The 19,275-nt window shown below is 72.9% G+C and carries 12 protein-coding genes; 3 read left to right on the top strand and 9 right to left on the bottom strand.

Features of this window, described 5'->3' with window-relative positions; all coding sequences use genetic code 11:
* Positions 1 to 206: 206 nt before the first annotated feature.
* From ettA to ACIREO_RS04010, 3 genes are read left to right on the top strand one after another with little or no spacing between them, the layout of a single operon-like run.
* Complete coding sequence (ettA, locus tag ACIREO_RS04000; protein ID WP_404104668.1) at positions 207 to 1,871, top strand: energy-dependent translational throttle protein EttA; 1,665 nt, start codon at positions 207 to 209, stop codon at positions 1,869 to 1,871.
* Between the two features lie 5 nt (positions 1,872 to 1,876).
* On the top strand, positions 1,877 to 2,299 hold the full coding sequence (locus ACIREO_RS04005) for an acyl-CoA thioesterase (protein ID WP_404104671.1): 423 nt from the start codon (positions 1,877 to 1,879) through the stop codon (positions 2,297 to 2,299).
* Positions 2,296 to 3,009 carry a hypothetical protein gene (locus ACIREO_RS04010; RefSeq protein ID WP_404104674.1) on the top strand — a complete coding sequence of 238 codons (714 nt, stop codon included), beginning with the start codon at positions 2,296 to 2,298 and terminating at the stop codon, positions 3,007 to 3,009. The genes ACIREO_RS04005 and ACIREO_RS04010 overlap by 4 nt, the downstream gene beginning before the upstream one ends.
* A 16-nt stretch (positions 3,010 to 3,025) precedes the next feature.
* On the opposite strand, the gene ACIREO_RS04015 is transcribed toward ACIREO_RS04010, so the two are convergent.
* The 9 genes from ACIREO_RS04015 to ACIREO_RS04055 all read right to left on the bottom strand — a co-directional run bounded on the left by ACIREO_RS04015 (position 3,026) and on the right by ACIREO_RS04055 (position 19,268).
* On the bottom strand, positions 3,026 to 3,982 hold the full coding sequence (locus ACIREO_RS04015; RefSeq protein WP_404104677.1) for an ATP-binding cassette domain-containing protein: 957 nt from the start codon (positions 3,980 to 3,982) through the stop codon (positions 3,026 to 3,028).
* Positions 3,979 to 6,750: an FtsX-like permease family protein gene (locus ACIREO_RS04020; RefSeq protein WP_404104680.1), complete on the bottom strand. Its 2,772-nt coding sequence runs from the start codon at positions 6,748 to 6,750 to the stop codon at positions 3,979 to 3,981. Before ACIREO_RS04020 ends, ACIREO_RS04015 begins: the two co-directional genes overlap by 4 nt.
* 1 nt (position 6,751) lies before the next feature.
* A complete protein-coding gene (locus ACIREO_RS04025; protein WP_404104682.1) occupies positions 6,752 to 10,081 on the bottom strand; it encodes an FtsX-like permease family protein in 3,330 nt (1,109 codons plus the stop codon).
* A gap of 149 nt (positions 10,082 to 10,230) precedes the next feature.
* Complete coding sequence (locus ACIREO_RS04030) at positions 10,231 to 10,635, bottom strand: globin (RefSeq protein WP_404104684.1); 405 nt, start codon at positions 10,633 to 10,635, stop codon at positions 10,231 to 10,233.
* Positions 10,636 to 10,707: 72 nt separating this feature from the next.
* Positions 10,708 to 12,216 carry an FHA domain-containing protein gene (locus ACIREO_RS04035; RefSeq protein WP_404104687.1) on the bottom strand — a complete coding sequence of 503 codons (1,509 nt, stop codon included), beginning with the start codon at positions 12,214 to 12,216 and terminating at the stop codon, positions 10,708 to 10,710.
* Between the two features lie 112 nt (positions 12,217 to 12,328).
* On the bottom strand, positions 12,329 to 13,690 hold the full coding sequence (locus ACIREO_RS04040; RefSeq protein WP_404104689.1) for a VWA domain-containing protein: 1,362 nt from the start codon (positions 13,688 to 13,690) through the stop codon (positions 12,329 to 12,331).
* A gap of 150 nt (positions 13,691 to 13,840) precedes the next feature.
* The gene (locus ACIREO_RS04045; RefSeq protein ID WP_404105726.1) at positions 13,841 to 15,190 is read right to left on the bottom strand and encodes a PP2C family serine/threonine-protein phosphatase; all 1,350 of its coding nucleotides are present in this window, start codon (positions 15,188 to 15,190) and stop codon (positions 13,841 to 13,843) included.
* Between the two features lie 2 nt (positions 15,191 to 15,192).
* A complete protein-coding gene (locus ACIREO_RS04050; RefSeq protein WP_404104691.1) occupies positions 15,193 to 17,931 on the bottom strand; it encodes a tetratricopeptide repeat protein in 2,739 nt (912 codons plus the stop codon).
* Positions 17,928 to 19,268: a hypothetical protein gene (locus ACIREO_RS04055; RefSeq protein ID WP_404104694.1), complete on the bottom strand. Its 1,341-nt coding sequence runs from the start codon at positions 19,266 to 19,268 to the stop codon at positions 17,928 to 17,930. Before ACIREO_RS04055 ends, ACIREO_RS04050 begins: the two co-directional genes overlap by 4 nt.
* Between the last annotated feature and the right edge of the window lie 7 nt (positions 19,269 to 19,275).

Raw genomic sequence — 19,275 nt, forward strand, 5'->3', positions numbered from 1 at the left:
TGAGCGCAGGCGCAGCGCGAATGCGCCGGTGAACGGCCCGGTACGGACCTCCGTACCGGGCTCTTCGCGTTCCGGGGGCCGCTCCCGGGGGTCCGGCCGGGCGCGTGCGGAGCGTTCCGGGGACCGGACGGGTTTCCGTCCGGGTGCGGACGTCAGGCAAGATGGGTGTATCTGCCCACACCTCTATTGCTGCCGGACGGTTTCTCTTGGCTGAGTTCATCTACACCATGCGCAAGACGCGCAAGGCGCACGGCGACAAGGTGATTCTCGACGACGTCACCCTGAACTTCCAGCCGGGCGCGAAGATCGGTGTCGTCGGGCCCAACGGCGCCGGTAAGTCCACGGTGCTGAAGATCATGGCGGGCCTCGAGCAGCCGTCCAACGGCGAGGCGTACCTGTCGCCCGGCTTCAGCGTCGGCATCCTCATGCAGGAGCCGGAGCTCGACGAGTCGAAGACCGTCCTGGAGAACGTCCAGGACGGCGCCGCCGAGATCATGGGCAAGCTCAAGCGCTTCAACGAGGTCGCCGAGCTCATGGCGACCGACTACTCCGACGCGCTCATGGACGAGATGGGCAAGCTCCAGGAGGACCTGGACCACGCCAACGCCTGGGACCTCGACGCCCAGCTGGAGCAGGCCATGGACGCCCTGGGCTGCCCGCCCGGCGACTGGCCCGTGACCACCCTCTCCGGCGGTGAGAAGCGCCGCGTCGCGCTCTGCAAGCTGCTGATCGAGGCCCCGGACCTCCTCCTCCTCGACGAGCCCACCAACCACCTCGACGCCGAGTCGGTGAACTGGCTGGAGCAGCACCTCTCGAAGTACGCGGGCTGCGTCATCGCCGTGACTCACGACCGGTACTTCCTGAACAACGTCGCCGAGTGGATCCTCGAGCTCGACCGTGGCCGCGCCATCCCCTACGAGGGCAACTACTCCACGTACCTGGAGAAGAAGCAGACCCGTCTCAAGGTCGAGGGCCGCAAGGACGAGAAGCGTCAGAAGCGCCTCAAGGAAGAGCTGGAGTGGGTCCGCTCCAACGCCAAGGGCCGTCAGACCAAGTCCAAGGCCCGTCTCTCCCGTTACGAGGAGATGGCGGCCGAGGCGGACAAGATGCGGAAGCTGGACTTCGAGGAGATCCAGATCCCGCCGGGCCCGCGGCTCGGTTCCATCGTCGTCGAGGTCGAGAACCTCTCCAAGGCCTTCGGCGACAAGGTCCTCATCGACGACCTGTCGTTCACGCTGCCGCGCAACGGCATCGTCGGCGTCATCGGTCCGAACGGCGCGGGCAAGACCACGCTGTTCAAGATGATCCAGGGCCTGGAGACCCCCGACTCCGGCGCCATCAAGGTCGGCGACACGGTCAAGATCTCCTACGTCGACCAGTCCCGCGCCAACATCGACCCGAAGAAGACCCTCTGGGCCGTCGTGTCGGACGAGCTGGACTACATCAACGTCGGCCAGGTCGAGATGCCTTCGCGGGCGTACGTCTCCGCGTTCGGCTTCAAGGGCCCGGACCAGCAGAAGCCGGCCGGTGTCCTCTCCGGTGGTGAGCGCAACCGCCTGAACCTGGCGCTGACGCTCAAGGAGGGCGGCAACCTGCTGCTCCTCGACGAGCCCACCAACGACCTCGACGTCGAGACCCTGTCCTCGCTCGAGAACGCTCTGCTGGAGTTCCCCGGTGCGGCCGTGGTCATCTCCCACGACCGCTGGTTCCTGGACCGCGTCGCCACGCACATCCTGGCTTACGAGGGCGACTCCAGGTGGTACTGGTTCGAGGGCAACTTCGAGTCGTACGAGAAGAACAAGGTCGAGCGACTCGGTGCGGACGCGGCCCGTCCGCACCGCGCCACGTACAAGAAGCTCACGCGAGGCTGATCGAGTTGGCCCGTCATATCTACAGCTGCCCGCTGCGCTGGTCGGACATGGATGCCTTCGGCCACGTGAACAACGTGGTCTTCCTCCGCTACCTGGAGGAGGCGCGCATCGACTTCATGTTCCGGCTGGCGCCGGGGGACGGCTCGCCGTCCTTCGCCGGCGGGTCCGTCGTGGCCCGGCACGAGATCGACTACGTGCGCCCGCTGGTCCACCGGCACGCCCCGGTGACCATCGAGTCCTGGGTCACGAAGATCACCGCGGCGTCCCTGACGATCGCCTACGAGGTCAAGGACCCCGAGCAGGTGTACGTACGGGCGTCGACGGTCGTCGTGCCCTACGACCTGGCCGAGGAGCGGCCCCGGCGGATCACCGCCGAGGAGAAGCTCTTCCTTCAGGAGTACCTCGACCAGGAGCCCGCCGTCGCATGACATTGCCTGTACGGTCGCCGCGGTTCGCCGACGCGAGGGAGGCGGCGGATCTCGCCGCCTTCCTCGGCCGGCTGCTGCACTACGACCGGGCCGCCGCCGTCCGCCTCCAGGCGGGCGGCGGCGCGCTGGCCGTCTTCGGCCGGCCGCCGTCGTTCGACGTCCTCGCGATCCGCACCGCGGGGCTGTCCGGGGACCACGACTTCGACGTCACGGTCTCGGCCGGTGAACTCCTCGAAGCGCTCGACACGGAACTCGAAGCGCTCGACGCGGAAGGGGCCGGCGAAGCGGTCTGCTCCCTGCCCGCACCCGTCACCGGGCCGCCATGGGCCGGGATGCTGCCGCCGCGCGGCGGCTGGCAGGAACGCCCCGGGCTGCCGGACCCCGTCGACCTGCGCACCCGGCTCACCGACGCCGTGGCCGAATTCCGGTCCCGCGACGCGGCGTTGCCCGAGGACCGGCGCACCCGGGCGGAACGCGACCTGATCGGCCGCGACATCTGGTCCCGGACGGTCGGGGACACGGAGCTTCCGCTGCGCGCCGTGCACGCCGCGCAGTCGCTCGGCTTCCTGCGCCCGGCGCCCGACTTCCCCGTCGCGCTGCTCACGGCAGGGTCCTGGCTGCGGCTGCGCACCCCGTTCGGCTCGATCGCCCTGCGTGGATCGGGCGGTGGCGGCCTCGGCGCTCTCGCCGTGACGGTCGGCACGGCCTGAGCCTCTCCGCCCCGGCCTACTCCTTCGGCGCGTCCGGCCACACCCCGATGTGGTCCTGCTCCAGCTCCAGCATCACCCGGTGCTCCATGCCCAGCGCCTCCGTGTAGTCGGCGGGCAGCTGGAGGCGGCCCGCCCGGTCGAGCATCGCGTACTCCCGCGCCACCTGGGACTCCTGCCCCGTCGCCGCGTCCACCTCGGTGCGCCGCAGCACCTCCGATGACGTACGGCCGTCGCGGATCGCGACCGTGCGGCGCACCTCGCTCGCCACCGCCTGGTCATGGGTGACGATGACGATCGTCGTGCCGAGCTCCTCGTTGGCACGCCGGAACGCGGCGAACACCTGCTCGCCGGTCGCGGAGTCCAGCTCACCCGTCGGCTCGTCGGCGAGCAGCACCGACGGGTTGTTGGCCAGGGCCACCGCGATCGCCACCCGCTGCTGCTGGCCGCCGGACATCTGCGCGGGGCGGCGGTCGCGGCAGTCGGAGACATCCAGCATCTCCAGCAACGACTCGGCGCGAGCGGCCCGTTCGCGGTTGCGGCCGCCGCCACGCAGCTGCATGGGGAGCGTGATGTTCTGTACGGCGGTCAGATACGACAGCAGATTGCGGGAGGTCTGCTGCCAGACGAAGCCGACGACGTCGCGGCGGTAGCGCAGCCGCTCCTTCTGCCCCATCGCCAGCAGATCGCAGCCCGCCACCTTCGCCGATCCCGCCGTGGGGACGTCCAGGCCCGCCAGGATGTTCATCAGGGTCGACTTCCCGCTGCCCGAGGCCCCGACCAGGGCCATCAACTCGCCTCCGGTGACCAGCAGATCGAGCCCCTGGAGCGCCTGCACCTCCACACCGTCCGTGGAGAAGACGCGCACCAGCCGGTCGCAGGCGATCAGGGCGTCGTGCCCGTACGAAGGCCGGTCACGGCGCGCCGCGGCCCGTCGTTCCAGCTCCGCCAGGGTGGTCTCTGTCGACGATGTCACCGGGTGTCTCCTGCCCTGAGTTCCTTGATCGATCCACGACGGCTCGCCCACCACGCCTGGACGCCGGCCACGGTGGCGGCGAGGACGACCACGCCGACCGCCGGGAGCACGAGCGACCGGAGGTCGGCCCGCAGCGAGGCGGTGTCCGGCGTCGAGGGGTCGCCGCCGGCCAGTGCCAGCGCGCCCAGATCGACGCCAGGTGCCAGCAGGGCGATGGTCGCCCAGCCGACGAGGAGCCCGCCGAACGCGGCCAGCAGCGCCTGCGGCATCGCCTCGAACGCGAGCAGCCGCCTCCCCTGCCGCGTCGTGAGCCCCATGGTGCGCAGCCGGGCCAGGAGCGTGGTGCGCTCCGGGGCGGTCTGTAGCAGGGAGAGGCCCACGGCGAGCAGCGCGAATCCGGCGCCCGCCCCGACAGCCGCCCCGTAGATCCCTTCGGCACCCGACTGCATCGGGGTGTCCACGAACCGCTCGCGCTCGGCCGACCGCAGCAGCGTCCTGAACTCCGGCCCCTCTGCGCGCGCGGCGGCCAGCAGTTTCCGCCCGTCGAGCGAGGCACCGGTGACCAGCAGCGTCGTGGGGTCAGGCTGGGCGAGCCCCTTCGCGTCGACGATCAGGAACTCCGAGTCGTTCACCGCGGAGGTACGCGTGAGCACCCCGGCGGCCCGCACACTGATGTCCCCCGCCTGCGACCTGATGGTGTGCGGCTGCTCCCCGAGCCGCTTCGCGAGCCCGGGGGAGACGATCGCGGGAAGCGCCTTGTCCTGCCCCGGTCCGCTCCTCAGCGCGGCCACGGGCACGGCCGGCAGCCCGGTGCCGCGCGCCAGGCGCGCGTACGACTCGGGGTCGACGCCCATCAGGGTCGCGCGCTTCGTGTCCGACCTGACGTCCAGGCCGGCCGCCAGTGGGGTCGCGTACTCGACGCGTACGGCCGTGACGTCCTCGACGCCGTGCACCCCGCGCACCTTCCGGACGAAACCGTCGGAGAGCGGCGAAAGACCGCCCTCCGCGCTGATCCGGGCGTCCGCTCCGACGGCCCGCAGCGCCGCCTCGTCGCGGGCGTCCGCGACCCCCGCGAGCACCGAGCCGCCGAACGCGGCGGTGGTCAGCGCGATCAGCAGGGCCAGCAGGGGCAGAGTGCCGCTCGACGAGGCCCGCCCCGCGCGGGCCAGCGACAGGAAGCCGACCGCCCCGCGCAGCCGCGCCACCGGGCGGGCCGCCAGCCGCAGAGGCAGCGGGTACAGCCGTACGAGAACGAGCGCGGCGATCAGCCCGACCAGTACCGGCGCCGCACTGACCAGCAGATCGGCGCCCGAGCCCGTCGACGTACCACGGCGGCGCAGTGCCGCGACCGCGCCGACCGCCAGGACGAGCAGGGTCAGTTCGGCCACCGTACGGCGCCGGCTGGGCCTGGCGTCCACCATGTCGTCGCGGGCGCCGTGCAGCAGCGGCCTGCGGTGGTGCAGGGCGGTACGGAGCGGCAGCACCACGCAGACGAGCGCGGCGACGGCGCAGGCACCCACCGCGGCGGGCAGGAACCGTGCCTCGCCGACGAGGAGCACGGCCAGCAGCAGTCCGAGCGCCGCGGCGGGCAGCACGGCCACCGCGGTCTCGGCGAGCAGCCGCCCGCCGATGCCCCGCAGCGAGGCGCCCCGGGAGCGCAGCAGGGCCAGCTCATGGTGGCGGCGGGCGCCGATCAGCCCGCCCGTCATCAGCAGGACGACGGCGGCCACCGCGCCGATCCCCACGGCGGCGACGGTGACCACGGGGCCGATGGCGGTGCGCATCGCCGCATAGGAGTCGAGGATCGCGTCCAGGTCCGTGGTGAGCGTCGTGTTGGGCCCCACCAGGGCACGCAGCTTCGGCACCCCCGGGCCGTTCTCCAGCGAGGAGACGGCGTCCCGCAGCCGGGGGGCGTCGGCCGTGGTGAGCCCGGAGGGGTCCGGGGAGAGGCGCCAGTACAGCTCGGGCTCGCCCATCGTGTCGAGCAGCGCCGGCGCGGCGTCGGGAGCCAGGAACAGCGTCGCCGTCCAGTAGAGGACCGGCGGCCGGGAGCCCGGGTCCTGCATCAGGGACGGGGCGCGGTAGAGGGGGTCGACCGACCAGTAGCCGCTCTCCGGATGCGACGGGGTCACCAGGCCCGTGATGCGTACGGTCAGCGGCTTCCCGGCCTGGGTGGGCACCGTGATCGTGGAACCCGGCTTCATCTTCAGCTCCGCCGCGGTCTGCTCGGTGACGGCGGCCTCCACCTCGGGGGTGGTGGCGGTCACCTCGCCGCGCGCGACGGGCCAGCGGCCTTCGGCCAGCCTGCTGTGCTCGCCGAGCGCCGACGGGGCGGCGTAGTGCAGCTGGGGAGGTCTGGCGTTGGGGCGGGGCAGCCAGGGCTCCTCCGCGACGATCGGCTTCGTGGTGTGCACCCCGTAGGAGGAGAGCGGCAGATCGGCCCGTACGGGGTCGGGAAGAGCCTTCACCAGCGCCCGGTCGACGTCGGCCCGCGCCTCCTCCCGCAGGACCTGCTCACGCGCCGGGCGCGGCACGGCGAGCGACGGCGCTGGCGTGGTCACCTCGAGCACGCTCTGCCCCGGTGACGCGGTCGCGACGTCGTGGCGCAGCGCCTTCGTCTCGTACGCGTCCACGGACCGCGGGAACGCGGCGGCGAGAAAGGCGGTCAGGAACACCAGCACCGCGAGGGAGGCTGAGACACCGGGGGCGGTGCGCAGCCGCGTACGCACCCAAGGGGCGCAGGCAGCCGGGATCTTGGTGGCCTTCATGTCAGTTGTCCCCCTGGTGGCGCAGCGACACCGCAGGATCGGCGCGGCGCAGTGTGATCGCGGCGACCGTCAGCAGCGGCAGCGCGGCGACCGAGGCGAGCAGGACCGCGACCTGTCCGGCCGGCAGCAGCACCAGCACGTCGGGCACGGGCCTGGCGGCCTGCCCGGTCAGCACGACGAGCGGCACGACGGCCCTGGTCAGCACCGCCCCGAGGGCGAGCCCGATCAGCAGGGCCAGGGTGATCAGGACGCCCTGTTCGGCGGCCGCCATCCGGGCAAGCCGGCGGCGGGGCGCGCCCAGCGCGCGCAACACGGCGAATTCGGCGGCCCGTTCGCGCTGCGAGCCCACCAGACCGACGGCGAACCCGACCGCCGCCAGTGCGGCGGCCACCACGGCGACCGCCAGCAGCGCGGACTGCGGGCCCGCCCCCAGCGGGTCGTCCGCCAGTTCCCGCGCCACCTCGTCACGCACCCGCACCTGGGCAGGGTCGGTGCCGGGCAGCCCGCGCAGCTCCGCAGCCACCTTCGGACCTTCCCCGGGTGCCGTGCTCAGCCACCACTCGGTGGGCGCGAGCGCGGCACCCGCACGGTGGGCGAGGACCTCCGACACCGCCCTCAGGTCCAGCAGCAGGCCCCCGCCCGCCTTCGTGGACGACTCCTCCGAGGCGCCCTCGGGCACACCGGCGGACGCCCCCGGGCCGGTGGTCGGGAGCTGCCGCACCGACTTCACCAGCTTCACCCGGACCGTGTTGCCCGCCAGCGTCAGGTCGATCTCCTGACCGGGCTCCGCTCCCGCGTACGTCAGGTACGCGTCGGTGGCCACCGCCTTCAGCGCGGGGGCGGCGGGACGGGCCGCGGTGATCCGGAGGGTGCCGACCGAGGCGCCGCTGCCCCAGAACGAATCGTCCGGTGGGAGGGCCCCGCTGTCGTACCGGAAGGACGGGGCGGCACCCGAGCCGGTCACCTCCTGAACCTTCCCACCCGGGCGGCTCTCGCCCCCGTCGGACAGTGTCGCCGCGGCCTGCCAGCGGACACCGTCGGCAGCCGGTGCCCGCTGCTCGCTGCCGTCGCCGGCGAGGGACCGGAGCCCCGTCACGGAGACCAGACGCTTCTCGGAGCGGACGGCGGGCACATCACCGTCCAGCTCGAAGCCGGTCACCGCCAGCTCGCCGGCGCCGGAGACGGGGAACGACAGACCGTGTGCGTGGCCGTCGACGGCCACGGTGCCCGCCCCGATCCGGTACCCGATGCCGTAACGGTCCTCCAGCAACACGCTGACCAGCACCGTCGAACCGGACGGTGACCTCCCGCCGGATGCCGAGGCGTCACGGATCCGCACATCGAACAGCGCCCGTTCGCTGCCCTTCGGCAGGACGACCCCGGCCCGTGCCGTCCTCGGCGGTGCGATCGCGTCGAACAGCTCGCGCGAGGACGCCCCGGAGAGATCCTTCCGCATCAGCATCCCGTCGTCCGCGTGCGCGGTGTCCAGGGCGAGGATCTCGGCCGTCCTGCCGCCTGAGAGATCGGCTGTCGTACGGAAGGCCGGAGCCGCCTCCCGCACACCCGGCAGATCCGTGTACGGGGCGGCCTTCGCCGGGTCGCCCGACAGCGTGCCCACCATGCGCACCGACGCGCCCGACCTGAAGTCCGCCTGGTCACCCTGCGAACGGTCCCAGGAGGCGCTCTGGCCGATGGCCAGCATGCCCATCGCGACCGACAGGACCAGCAGCAGCACCGGGCCCGCGCCCCGCAGCGGCCGGCGGCTGAACTGCCAGCCCGCCAGGGCCGCGGAGAGCCCCCGGCCGCCGGCCGCGCGGCGCTCCGCGAGCCGTGCGGCGGGCGGCAGCAGACGCAGGGTCAGGACGGTGCCGGCGAGCAGGGCCAGCGCGGGCGCGGCGACCAGCAGCGGATCGATGCCCAGGTCGCCCTCCCGGTCGCCGCTGAGCGCACCGTTGCCGGCCCCGGTCTGCCGGTCCAGCTGCCAGTACGCCACCCCGGCGATCAGCAGCAGCCCGATGTCGGCGCCCGCTCGCACCGGTCCGGGCAGCGCTGCGGCCCGGACGCCACGGCCCCCTCCCGCTCCCGCCGCGAGTGCGGGCGCGACCACGGCGAGCGCACACGCCAGCGCGGCGCCGCCGGCCACCAGCCAGACCGTGCCGTCCGCACCGCCGTCGAGCCGCAGCCCGATCCGGCCGAGCTCGCTCCGGTCCGCGAGCAGCCGGGTCAGCGGACCGGCGAGCAGCGGCGCGACGACGGCGGCGGGCACCGCGAGCAGCAGCGCCTCCATCGCTGCCAGCGAAGCGATCCGCCCCCTGGACCCGCCCCGTGCCCGCAGCAGTTCGGTCTCGCCGCCACGCTCGCTGCTCAGCAGCCTGGCCACGAGCAGCAGGGCGTACCCGGCGAGCAGCACCAGCTGCACGGCGACGATCATGATGGTGGAGCGGGACACCAGCAGCGCCCGCTCGATCTGGCCGATGACGGTCGGCAGCGAGGTCCGCACGGTGGCACCGTCCCCGAAGACCGGTGAGGCGGCCAGCGCCTTGGGCCCGTCCGTCGACGCCCGGTGCAGCGCCTCCGTACGGCCGGTGGTCACCGCACGGAAGTCCGCGGCGGCCAGCCAGGACACCGGACCGGCGCTGACCCTGCCGGAGCCGAGCACGGCGGGATCGGCCAGCAGAGGGCCGTACGTCGTGAAGACGACCTTGCGGGCACCGCGCCCGCCGAGCGGGTCCAGCTGCCAGTACGGGTCGTCCAGCTCGGACGCCTCGTACAGGCCGGTGATCTCGACCGGCAGCGGCGTCTCCTTCAGCCGGTCGGTGAGGGTGAGACGGGAGCCCGGCTTCAGCTTCAGCGCCTCGGCTGCGGCGCGGGGCAGCGCGACCTGCACTCGTTCCTTCGCGTCGCCCGCCCCGGCATCCGGCATGCGCCCCGCGGTGAGACGGATCCGGCTGCGGTCGAGCGAGGCGAGATGCGTCAGATCTGGCTCGTCGCGCTGCGCCGCGGACGCCTGGGGGCCGCGCGGCAGCGCGTACGACCCGGAACTCTCCAGCTTCCGTACGGTCACCGGCAGTCCGTCGAAGGTCTCGCGGGCCGCCCGGCGTACCGCGGCGTCGGCCTCGTCCCGCTGCTCGCGGTCCACATCGGCGGAGACGAAGAGGGAGGCCTGCGCGGCGGACCGGTGGGTGAGCGTGTGCCGCAGGGCGGCGTCACCTATGGAACCCGAGAACGCGGTGAGCGCGGCCAGCACACAGGTGGTGAGCAGCACGGCGAGGACGGCGGCGGCGAGCAGGAGCCGGTGCGCGCGCACCCGCAGAAGGACGAACCCCGTCACCTGATCCCCCGAACCCTCAGCAGCCGTACGCCCCCCGGCGTGTACCGGATGCTTTCAGAGTGCACGGGCTCCTGGAAACCGCTTGCGGGTGCACCTTGATGGGATCGTGACCGTTATGCGGCTGTGGAGTACCGGATTCCGCACATGGTTCAGCCCTCGGTGTTGACCATCGAGGCGGCGGCGTAGGTGAGGTAGTCCCACAACTGCCGCTCCTGCTCGGGGGGAAGACCGAGCTCGTCCAGCGCCACCCGCATGTGGCCGAGCCATGCGTCGTGAGCCGCCCTGTCCACCTGGAACGGGGCGTGCCGCATCCGCAGCCGGGGATGCCCCCGCTGGTCGCTGTAGGTGCGCGGCCCGCCCCAGTACTGCATCAGGAACAGCGTGAACCGTTCCTCGGCGGGACCCAGATCCGCCTCCGGGTACATCGGGCGCAGCAGCGGGTCGTCAGCGACGCCCTGGTAGAAGCGGTGGACCAGGCGCCGGAAGGTCTCCTCGCCGCCGACCTGCTCGTAGAAGGTCTGCTCCTGAAGCGTGTCGCGCGGAATCTCTGTCACCCGTCCATCGTCGCAGACACACCGGCCGAGGACAGGAGTCCTAGGACTCCTGTCCTCGGCCGGCTTCGTCGTTCAGTCGCGGCGGACCGTGATCGTCGTCCAGGCCCCCACGTGCACCTGGTCACCGTCCTGGAGCGGGACGGGGACATAGGGCTGGATCGGGTCCTCGGCGCCGTTCAGCGTGGTGCCGTTGGTGGAGTTCTGGTCGACGACGGCCCAGTTGCCGTCCGGCTGCTGCACCAGCACCGCGTGCTGGTGCGAGACACCCGGGTCCTCCGGCGGCACGGCGAGATCGATGTCGGGGGACTCGCCGGTGCTGTGCCGGCGCCGCCCGATGGTGATCTGGCTGCCGGTGAGCGGGAGGTGCTGCTCCGGGGAGTACGCGGGCAGGTTGAGCCCGGTCGCCTCGGGGCCGCTACGGTGCATCATCGCCAGGAAGTAGTCCCGGTCCGGGCCGATGACGGCCGTCCAGCTGACCGGCCCCTGGTCCCGGCCGCCCTGTGCGGGGCCCTGGCCGGGGAACTGCTGCTGCGGGGGCTGGGGCGCCTGCGGCGACTGAGGTGCCAGAGGTGCATGGGGCGTCTGCGGGCCCTGCTGGAAGGTCTGCGGATGCTGTTGCTGCCGCGAGGGCGGCGGCAGCATCCAGTCGTCGTCCCCACCGCCCGGCGCCTGCGGCCGCTGAGGCGCGGGCGGCGCGGACTGCTGCTGGAACGACGGCGGGGGAGGCGGACCCTGCCGCTGGGGCTCGAACGGGGACGGCGGGCCGCCCTGCTGGCCGGGACCCTGCGGGTTCTGGCCCTGGGGGCCGGGGCCCTGCTGGCCTGGGACCTGCTGCCCCGGCCGGCCCTGCGGCTCGAACGGCGACGGCGGGCTCTGCGGCTCGAACGGCGAAGGAGAACCCTGCTGACCGGGTCCCTGCTGGCCGGCGCCGTGCGGGCCGGGGCCCTGTGAACCAGGCCCCTGTGAACCAGCCCCCTGTGGACCGGGACCCTGAGGGCCCGGGCTCTGCTGCCCCTGCGACTCGAACGGCGACGGCGACTGCTGCTGGAACGACGGCGGAGGCGGCGGCCCCTGCTGGAAGGAGGGCGGGGGCGGCGGCGGACCCGGCATCCCACCCTGCTCCGGCGAGAGCGGCTCGGCCGGCCGGTTCATCTGCGAGGGCCGGGAGCCCTGGTACTCGAAGGAGTCACGCTGCTGCGGGGGCGGGCCCTGCTGCGGCGGGCCCTGCTGTGCCTGGAAACCGGGCGGCAGGTTCAGACCGGGCGCCGGACCGCTCGCGCCGCCCTGCGGGGCCAGCGGGGTGTACGACGTCGCCGTGTTCGTGAGGAAGTTCCAACGGCACTCCTCGCAGTACGGCGCCATCGCCTCACGCGGGGTGCGGCACTGCGGGCAGAGCTCGGCCTGTGCGGTCGGCCCCCCGGTGCCGAGACCCTGCGGCGGGTAGCCGTAACCGGGCGCGGGCGGCGGGGGAGGCGGCGGCGGGACCGCGCCCGTGGGCGCGCCCGTCCCGGCCATGCGGTGTCCGCAGACCTCGCACCAGTCCTCGGAACCCGACTGGTGTCCGTTCGGGCATGTCGGCATGTCGGCGCTTCCCCCTCTCCTCGTCCGGCCCGGAGGCCGCCATGCTTGTCGGTGCGCCGTACGGTCGGCCGGGGCGGCTCTCCGTACGGTTGAGTGACTGTCGTCCGCGTCGCTATTTCTTGACGCGAACTGTCTTGGTCGAGCGCGTTTCGAGTGTCATCTCGTCCGCTTCCGCGACCCTCGCTTTCAGTCGCACAGTACCGGTCGCCGCGTCGACGACGTCGACCACCTTCGAAAGCAGTTTCGCGGTATCCGCGTTTCCGGAGGCCGAAGCGAGCTGCACCGCGCGGCCCAGCTTGGCCGTCGCGCCGTCGGAGTCTCCCGATTTACGCGCATCCAGTCCCTGTTGGATGACTTGTGCCAGTTCCGCCTGTCCTGTGTAGTGCGCCACCTGAGGGTTGATCGAGGTGGACGCGACCATGTCGTCCGTCCACACGGCCCGTACGAGACCCTGGGAAAGGGTCTGCGGGGCACCGCCGCCGGACGGGGGCGGAAGGATCAGCGAGACCCGGGCCGCCAGCATCTCCTGGCCGATCCCGGCCTCCGGAACCCGGACGCACACGTGGTAGTCACGGGACTCGTCGCCCCAGGAGCCGGTCGGATAGTCACCGGCGCGGGGACCCGCCTCGGTGCGGCGGCCGCTCAGTTCGGCGACCGTGGGTGCCACCTGCTTGACGAAGACGATCTCCACTCCGACGGGTGTCCAGAGGCGCAGCGCCACGTCCGCGACCTCCTTGCCCATCGTGTTCTCCATCATCCGGGTGAAGTCCGCGGAGAGGCCTGCCGGATCGGCGACGATGTCCGCCGTGCCGAGCAGTGCGGAGGCGATCGCTGTGACCTCTTTCACCTCCCAGTCGGTGCCGACACCCCTCGCGTCACACGTGAACCGGCCCGCACAGGACTCCAGCGCGGCCCGCAGATCCTCCGGCGCCTCGTGCTCGTTGCGTCCGTCGGTGAGGAGGATGCCGTGCCGGATGTCGACCTCGGCGGCCCCCAGCAGCCGGTCGGCCAGCTGCAGCCAGGTCCCGATCGCGGTGCCCCCGCCCGCGCTCAGCCGGCGCAGGGACTCCTTCGCCTGGGCCTTGGTCCCCGGGTCGGCCGTCGCCAGCTGCCCGTTGCCCGGGTACACGTCCTTGGCCACGTGCGTTCCCGCGATCACGGCGAACAGTGTGCCGTCACGAAGGGTGTCGACAGCCGCCGCCGTCGCGTCACGCGCGTTGCGCATCTTCGTCGGCGGGTAGTCCATCGATCCCGAGCAGTCGACCATGAGAACGACGGCGGCGTCCGGCGTCCGGCCGGGGAGGCGCGCGGATGCCGGGACACCGGCGGTCAGCGGCACGCCGCCGGTGGTTCCCCCTCCCGTGGACGTGACGGTGACGATCGCGTTGACGTCGCGACCGCCCTCGGGCAGGTATTCGTTCTGGTACACCTCGACGGAGAACTGGGGCACGCTGGACTTGGAGAAGTTGGCCATCTGATCGGCTCCTCGATGCTCCACGTATGTCGGACGAAGACAGATGTGCGGACAGAGTTCAGGGGCGTAGGACGCGGGCAGGGGGCGCGGGGCGGGAAGGCGCGAGGACAGGGTGGGACGCCGGCCGGACGCCGGCGGACCGGTCCCGGCTCAGGCCGATCCTGCCCCTGGTGCCGTCACGGCGAACGGCAGCAGCGCCACTGTTACGTTGTCGTGGCCCCCGCCGTCGAGCGCGTGACCGACCAGCACCTGGGCTCCGTGCAACGGCCGTTCGTACGCGTCGGGCGGCATGGCCGAGGCCATCTCCGCCGCCGCCTCCGCGTAGTTCCACAGACCGTCGGTGCACACCACCACCAGGCCGGGCCGGTCGGGCTTGAACGACGCGGTGTGCGGCTCCAGTTCGTACGCGTCCGCGCCGAGCCAGCCCGTGATGGCGTGGGCGCGCTCGTCGGCGTACGCCTCCGCCTCGCTCATCAGGCCGGTCGCCACCATCTGCGCGGCCCAGGAGTCGTCCTCGGTGAGCCGGGCCGGCGGGTGGGAGCGGTCCTCGGGTACCCAGTAGACACGGCTGTCGCCGACCCAGCCGACGACCAGCAGACCGCCCGCCATGATCGCGCCGACCAGGGTGCAGGCCGGAGCGTTCTGATGACGGTGCTGATCGTGCTCCAGCGCCTGACCGGGTTCCTGGGCCAGGGCGTTGACGGCCTCGGACGCGGCCAGGATCGCCTCGTGCATCGCCTGCTGCGCATGCGTACCGCGCGGCAGCGACTCCAGCAGCGACTCGTTGGCGGCGCTCGCCGCCGCGGCCGACGCCTCGTCGGGGCGGCTCGCCGACGAGACGCCGTCGCACACGATGGCGACGACCGCCGGTGAGCCGTCCGGCAGGGCGGTGCAGGACACCGCGAACGCGTCCTCGTTGCGGTGGTGGCGCAGACCCCGGTCGCTGACCGCGGCCACCGAGCCGAGCTCCTGCTCCATGTGGTCGCGCTCGCGGGGCTGGGCATGGCCGCAGTTCTCGCAGTAGCCGTCGGTGTCCACATGACCCGAGCGGCAGGCCACGCAGACCTTGCCGCCGGCCACCGCTCCACCGGCGGCGGCGTGCTCGGCGGTACGGGGGTCCGGGGCGGCCAGCTCGAAGTCGCCCGTGCCCGTATCACCCCGGGGGGCGCCCTCCAAAGCGTCCGGCTCGTCGAAGCGGACCGCCGCCCCGTCCACGTCCGGCAGCGGCTTGCCGCCCGAGTCGACACCCGGGAGGTCGGCCGGGCGGTGCGTGGGCGCGGGCAGATCGGAACTGTCCGTCTCCGGGGCCCGAGGCCATTCCACCTGACCGTCGGCGGCGGGCCCGGGCACCGTGATGGCGACCGTCGGACGGTCGCCGGGCGGCGCGGGTACGGCCGAGAGGTCGTACCCGCACGCACCGCAGAACAGGTCGCCCGGCTCCAGCGGTTCCTCGCAGCTGGGGCACCCCGGCAAGGAGGCCTGCTGGTGGCTCTCTGACATCTTCACACCCAGGTCCGGGGGCGGAAACGGTTGGCCCGCTCCACCAGTTCGATCCTCTCGTCGCCCCGCTGCGCGAGCCGGGCGAGCATGCGGTACGAGCGTTCGAGGCCGAACCTGAGGCCCCGCTCGTCCAGCTCGCTGCCGAGCACCGTCCTCGGACCCGCGGCTGCGGGAGAGGGCTGAGCCACCGGCTGAGCCGTGGGACTACCGGAGAGTACCCAGTCAAGTGCCGTACCCAGTACCTCGGTCGACAACTGTTCACGTCTCACCGCGTCCAGCCCGTAGCCCCGCAGCGCGGTCACCTGGGCCGCGGCGGCGGACAGATCGTCGATCAGCGGCTCGTGAGCGGCCCGCTCACGGAGCCTGGCCCGCACCGCTGCGACCCGGGCCGCCGTGTAGTGGATCGACGACTCGGGCACGGACTCCAGGGTGCGCACCGCCGCGGGCCGGTCGCCTGCGGCGATCTGCACCCGGGCCAGACCGAACGCCGAGCTGACGAAGCTCGGGTCCGTCGCCCACACCAGGCGGTAGTACTCCGCGGCGTTGTCCAGTTGCCCCAGCACCTCCGCGCAGACACCCAGCGCGAGCTTCGGCGCGGGCTCACCCGGGAACGCGTCGTAGACCGCGTCGAAGGAGAGCGCCGCGTCCTCGTTGTCACCGGTCACCAGCGAGGTGATGCCGCGGTACCAGACGACCCGCCAGTCGTCCTGGTGCTGGGTCTCCACCGCAGTCAGCGCCCGCACCGCGGAGTTGAGTTCACCCATCTCCAGGCGGGCGCGCAGCTCCCGCAGCCGGGTCTCCAGCGAGGCGGCGGGCACCGAGTGCAGTGCCGAGATCAGCTCCGCGGGCGCCGAAGCCATCACTCCTGCGAGGAACCCGGCGTTGGGGTCGTTCGGGTCGACCCGGGGCACCGGCAGCGCCAGTGACGTCGCCCGCGCGTCGAACGCGGCGAGCCGGGGCCCGCCGCCCGCGTACACGGCCGGGGGTGCCACGGCCGGGGGTGCCACGGGGGCCTGGGCCGCCGTGCGAGGTGCCGGAACGGGCGCCTGCGGCTGCGGGTACGCCCCCGCGCCGCCGGTGCTGCCCCGGACATGGGTGTCGGGGGCGTGCAGCGGTCCGGCGCCGGGCGGCGCGGCCTGCGGAGCGAGAGCGACGGCGGGGGCGAACGCCGGAGGCGAGGGGAGCGTGGCCGGAGCCCCCCGCCGGCGTCCGAAGCGTCCCGTGCCGCCGGACGGGCCCGTCCGGACGCCGAGCCGCGACACGTCGCCGGTCAGCTCCGCGAACAACGCCGTGTCCGTCACACGCATTTCCGTACCGAACAGGGTCGAGAGCGCCGGGCGCGGACGCCCCGTCTGTAGGGCGACCACCTCCCGCAGCACACCCGTCAGCTGCTCCGCCATCTCCGAGGCCGAGGAGAACCGGCGGGCCGGATCCGGGTCGGTGGCCCGCACGAGCAGCCGGTAGAACGACTCGTATCTCCGGAACACCTCGATGTTGTCCGGGTCGGGGAGCGAGTCCACGAAGACGTTCGTGTACCCCTGGAAGTCGAAGGTCAGCACCGCGAGCGTGCGCGCGACCGTGTAGAGGTCGGAGGCGACGGACGGGCCCGTCTCGGCCACCTCGGGCGCCTGGTAGCCGACGGTGCCGTAGATGGCCGACTCGTCGTCGTCCATCCTGCGCACCGCGCCCATGTCGATGAGCTTGAGCTGGTCCTCGGTCTGGATCGCGTTGTCGACCTTGAAGTCGCAGTACAGGACGTTGCGGCTGTGCAGGTGGCCGAGGGCCTCCAGCGCCTCGATCCCGTACGCGCAGGCCTGCTCCACCGGCAGCGGATCCCGCTTCCCGACCGGTGTGCGGCGCTCGTTGGCGATCTCCTTGAGCGACTTCCCGCCGACGTACTCCATCACGATGTAGCCGTCGAGCGAACCGGTGCGCTGATCCAGGTGTTCCACGAAGTTGTAGATGCGGACGATGTTGGAGTGCTCGATCTCCGCGAGGAAGCGCCGCTCGGAGATGGCCGCCGCCATGGCGTCCTGGTCGCCGGTGTCCAGCAGGCCCTTGAGGACCACCCAGCGGTCGGAGACCGCCCTGTCCACCGCGAGATAGACCCAGCCGAGCCCGCCGTGCGCCAGGCAGCCCGCCACCTCGTACTGCCCGTGCACGATGTCGCCGCTGTTCAGCTTGGGCACGAAGGAGTACGGGTGACCGCACTTGGTGCAGAACCCTTCGGTGCGGCCCGGCCGCTCCCCACGGGACCGGCCCACCGGCGCACCGCAGTCGGAGCGTGAGCAGAACCGCTTCCGCTCGGGGACCTCGGGGTTCTCCATCACCGCGGTGCGCGGGTCGGGCCGCGGCACGTCGGGGACGAGCACCAGGCCCGCGCCCAGCCTGCCGCGCCCTGAGGAGGAACCCGTCGAGACGCCCGAGGAGCGCACCGACACCGAGCGGGACGTGGAGCTTCCGGACAAGGAGCGGGAGAGCCGCCCGGACACCGAACGCCGGGATGTCGACGAGTGGGACGAGACGCGAGCTGACGCCTGCGAACCCGTCCGCTGCGAGGTGCTGCTGCTTCCCCGGCCGCCGGCCGCCCTGCCGCCGCCCGCGATGCCGGTGGGCGGTGAACTCACCATGCCCGTCGGCGACACGACCGGCGCGAGGCCGCAGGTGTCGCAGTACAGCTCGCCGCTGCCCATGTCCTCGTAGCTGCCCTCGCACGTGGGGCGCTGGCACTCCGCACTCATGATGTCTCCCCCTGCCGTCCGTCGTACTCGCCCGGACGGTGCGGTGTCAGCAGATCGGTGGCGGCCCGCTGGTAGCGCAGGACCGCCTGTTCGGCGACACGCAGATCGCACGGTGCGCTCCACAGCATCCGGCGGGCCGCGTCGTACCGCTCGATCAGGAGCGGGTCCTCGGCCAGGCCGTGCCGGGCCACCTTCGCCTTGTAGGCGTCCAGCCTGCCGCGCAGCTCCGCACGGACCGCGAGCGGTGCCGTCACGGACGTCAGCGACTCCCTGGCGCGCAGCAGCTCGTCCTCGGCCTCCCGCTCCAGCGAGTCCAGCAGCGGCGACAGCCGGTTCCACTGGGCGTGCCTGCGGTAGCCGGAGGCGACGGCCAGCCGCTCCTGCAGAGCGGTCGGCGGGCCGCTGACGGCGGGCACCTCCGATGCGGCGATCTTCGCCAGCACCTCGCCACGCGCGGAGCGGGCCTCCGAGAGCGTACGGTCCGCGCGGGACAGGACGTCACGCAGCTGGACCAGGCGCTGTTCGGCGTCCTGCCGGACCGCGAGCACCGCCTCGGTCTCCCGCCGTACGTCCTCCAGGGCGCGGGCCGCCCGGTCGTAGCGCGCGGTGTCGGGGCGTCCGCCGCCGGGCGCGGCGCTGCCCGGCCCGGGCAGCCAGAAGGCCAGCGGGTCGGAGATCACCTGCACCCGCAGCGTGGTCAGCTCCTGGGTGATCGACTCCAGGTCGTCCCCGGCGGGATGCTCCCCGGGGCGTACGCCGACGGAGTGCGCCAGCGAGCGTGTGCGGCGCAGCTCCGCGGCGAGCAGGTCTATCCGGGCGGGCAGCGCCGACCACACGGAGTCCGCGGCGACGACCATGTCCAGCGAACGGGCGTACAGGTCGTTCATCCGGGACACCAGCTCCTCCAGCGTGAACCGCTCGGAGAGTCTGGCCGGACCGCCGGTGGCCGCGCCCTGGCTGACCGCTCCGGGGTTCGCGACGGTCACGCTGTCGCCGCGCAGGATGTCGGTCAGGGCCGTCAGGTCGTCCCTGCCGGGGTAGCGGCGCACGGCCCGGATCTCCCGGGCCCTGGCGAGTGTCCCCGCGTAGGCGTCGAAGTACCCCCACAGCAGGGTGATCGACTGCTCGGCGGCGGCCCAGCGCTCCTTGGTGACGCCGGTCAGGTCGGCGCCCTCCAGGAGCCGGCGGCCGGCATGGTCCTGCAGGGCGAGGAGCGAGGTCTCGATGGCCTCGTGCTCCGCACCGAGCCGGGCCAGCGCACGGTCCGCCTCGTCCCGGTCCATGACCGGGCCGGGGGGCCTCCCCGCGAAGCCGGAGAAGGATCCCGCCACGCCCATCGATCAC

It is taken from the genome of Streptomyces sp. NPDC102441 (genome assembly GCF_044765585.1).
Classification (GTDB): domain Bacteria; phylum Actinomycetota; class Actinomycetes; order Streptomycetales; family Streptomycetaceae; genus Streptomyces.